At 45.4% G+C, this 2,813-nt stretch carries 4 protein-coding genes; all 4 read left to right on the forward strand.

What is annotated here, in order from left to right:
- A partial coding sequence (gene ribH / locus PGX78_RS06830; RefSeq protein ID WP_270446070.1) for a 6,7-dimethyl-8-ribityllumazine synthase occupies positions 1 to 310 on the forward strand: 310 nt, incomplete at its 5' end.
- 101 nt (positions 311 to 411) lie between these two features.
- Entirely contained in the window at positions 412 to 1,131 is a 720-nt protein-coding gene (gene deoD / locus PGX78_RS06835) for a purine-nucleoside phosphorylase (protein ID WP_270446071.1), read from the forward strand.
- A 3-nt stretch (positions 1,132 to 1,134) separates the two neighbouring features.
- On the forward strand, positions 1,135 to 2,304 hold the full coding sequence (locus tag PGX78_RS06840; RefSeq protein WP_270446072.1) for a glycoside hydrolase family 3 protein: 1,170 nt from the start codon (positions 1,135 to 1,137) through the stop codon (positions 2,302 to 2,304).
- 19 nt (positions 2,305 to 2,323) lie between these two features.
- The coding region (locus tag PGX78_RS06845) for an Hsp33 family molecular chaperone HslO (protein ID WP_270446075.1) at positions 2,324 to 2,813 on the forward strand (490 nt) is incomplete at its 3' end.

Genomic DNA, 2,813 nt, shown 5'->3' on the forward strand with positions numbered 1-2,813 from the left:
ATGGGTTCCCGGTGCCTTTGAAATCCCGTTGGTAGCTCAAAAAATGGCGGAATCGGGAAAATATGACGCCGTCATTTGTCTCGGTGCCGTAATTCGCGGTGCTACATCGCATTATGATTTGGTATGCAATGAAGTAGCCAAGGGCATTGCTCAAATCAGCCTTCATACAGGTCATCCCGTTTTATTCGGAGTCGTTACGACTGAAAATATCGAACAGGCTGTAGAACGGGCCGGTACGAAAGCCGGTAACAAAGGCTTCGATGTAGCTGTTTCGGCTATTGAAATGGCTAATTTATTAAAAGAAATCTAAGCGGCCCCTTTTCGGAAAGGACGGCTCCCGATGCGTTTTGCGACGGGAGTCTTTCTTACGTATTTAACGACCATTCGTTCAAAGTTGTAGAGGAGGCATATATGTCTATTCATATAGGAGCCAAGCAGGGGAGTATTGCCGAGACGGTTCTGTTACCGGGAGATCCCTTGCGAGCAAAATACATCGCCGAAACGTATTTAAGTAATGTAGAGTGTTATAACGAGATTCGCAATATGCTCGGATACACGGGAACCTATAAAGGTAAACGGCTGTCCGTCCAGGGAACGGGTATGGGCATTCCGTCTTTTTCCATTTATGCAACGGAACTCATCAAAGAATATCAGGTGAAAAACCTGGTACGTGTCGGGACTTGCGGTGCCATGCAAAAAGAGGTAGAAATAGGCGACGTTGTATTGGCTCAAGCTGCATCGACGGATTCATCACTTATACGAAATATATTCGGTCCTGCGATCGCTTTTGCTCCGACGGCCGACTTTACCTTACTCTACACGGCATATAACCAAGCCGTGAATACCGGACTGAAGGTGAGGGCGGGAAATATTATCTCCGTCGATCGTTTTTACGATGAGGAAATTGATAATGATAAATTGACCGACTTCGGTATTTTGGCTGTTGACATGGAAACGGCAGCTCTTTATACTTTAGCTTCACGCTATAAGGCCAGAGGGCTTGCTCTCTTGACAGTAAGCGATCACTTAATTACAGGCGAACATGCCGACGCCGATACACGACAAACAGGATTTAACGATATGATAAAAACCGCCTTGGAAACGGTCACATCCTTGGAAGGAATGCCGTAAACTATGAATATATTGAAAAGAGTATTGTTAGGATTCTTAGTATTAGCCGGTCTTTTTATGACCGGTTGCGGACCGGATACGATTCGCGGCAAAGAATATCCTATTAATGATGAAAAAACGGTAGCCGACGATGCCGATTTGTCTATCGATGAACGTGTACAAAAGATCGTCGATGCCATGTCCGACGAAGAAAAGGTCGGACAAATGATGATGATCGGCATTCAAGGTACGACCGTAACGGATGATACCCGTTATATGCTTAATCAATACAAAGCGGGGAATATTATTCTATTCGATCGCAATATGCAGTCGCAGGAACAAGTCAAAGAGTTAACGACAGACCTGCAAAAGGAAAATTCGGCCAAAGTACCTCTTTTTATAGCGGTTGATGAAGAAGGCGGCGATGTAGTTCGCATGAAAAATGACTTACAAGCTCCGCCGTCACAGCAAGCCGTCGGCAGTAGCGGAAATCCCGCAACCGCTAAAGACTACGCCTTTTCCGTAGGTATGCAATTAAAAGGCATGGGAATTAATATGAATTTTGCGCCTGTTGCCGATGTGAGTGCGACCGATTCCCGTTCATACGGCGGCAACGCTTCTCAGGTGTATAAGTTTGTCGATGCAGCTGCCTACGGCTACGAAGCCGCTCATATTATGTACGGATTAAAACATTTTCCGGGAATCGGTCGCAGTGCGGTAGATTCTCATGAGGCGTCCTCCGTTATTACAACTTCCAAATCCGAACTCTTCCAAAGTGATTTAATCCCCTTTACAAAAACCATGGCTTCTCACGATACGACCAAATTCGTTATTCTCGTTTCACACTTGGTTTCCACGGGATTTGATGCAGAACATCCTGCCTCTTTGTCCTGGCCTATTATGACGGATTTACTGCGTAACGGCTTACAGTACAAGGGATTAATCATTACGGACGACATGGAAATGGGAGCCGTTACGAGACAACACTCATTCCGTGACTTAGGAGTCATGGCGATTAATGCCGGTGCCGACATAGTTCTGATTTGCCACGAATATGGTCATGAAAAGGAAGTATATGACGGTATATTAGCGGCTCTTAAAGACGGACGAATTCCGCGTAGCCGTGTAGAAGATTCGGTTAAACGTATTGTAAAAATAAAGTTATTGCACTTGAACGAAGAGATAAACAATTAGAGGTACAAGTATGAAAGACATGAAATATAAGGATTTTATCGTCCATTATACAAGTAACGATAACGTTCGTCTGGCGGTAGCCGTAACAAAGGATATTACGGAAACGGCGCGAACAAAGCACAACTTATCACCCGTAGCCTGTGCGGCTTTGGGACGCACTATGACGGGAGCCTTATTGCTAGCCGGCGATTATAAAAATAAAGAAGGTGTAACCATTCGCATTGACGGTAAGGGGCCTTTGGGTGTTATTCACGTCGATGCTTTTAATTCCAACCGAGTTCGCGGCTATGTGGATACTCCCATTGTCGATTTACCGCTGAAACCGAACGGAAAATTGGATGTAAGCGGTGCCGTCGGTACTGACGGGGAAGTAACGGTAACACGATTCACGCCTGAAAAGACGACGTATACGAGTCGTTCTCCTATCGTTTCGGGCGAAATTGCCGAAGACTTGGCTTATTACTTATATACTTCCGAACAAGTTCCGTCGACCATCAATCTGGGCGTTC

This window comes from Megasphaera sp. AF13-6AC (assembly GCF_027685385.1).
Lineage (GTDB): Bacteria > Bacillota > Negativicutes > Veillonellales > Megasphaeraceae > Megasphaera > Megasphaera micronuciformis.

Coding starts and splice junctions, on each gene's coding strand:
- PGX78_RS06840 (WP_270446072.1), top strand. CDS start 1,135: ATGAATATATTGAAAAGAGTATTGTTAGGATTCTTAGTATTAGCCGGT.
- deoD (WP_270446071.1), top strand. CDS start 412: ATGTCTATTCATATAGGAGCCAAGCAGGGGAGTATTGCCGAGACGGTT.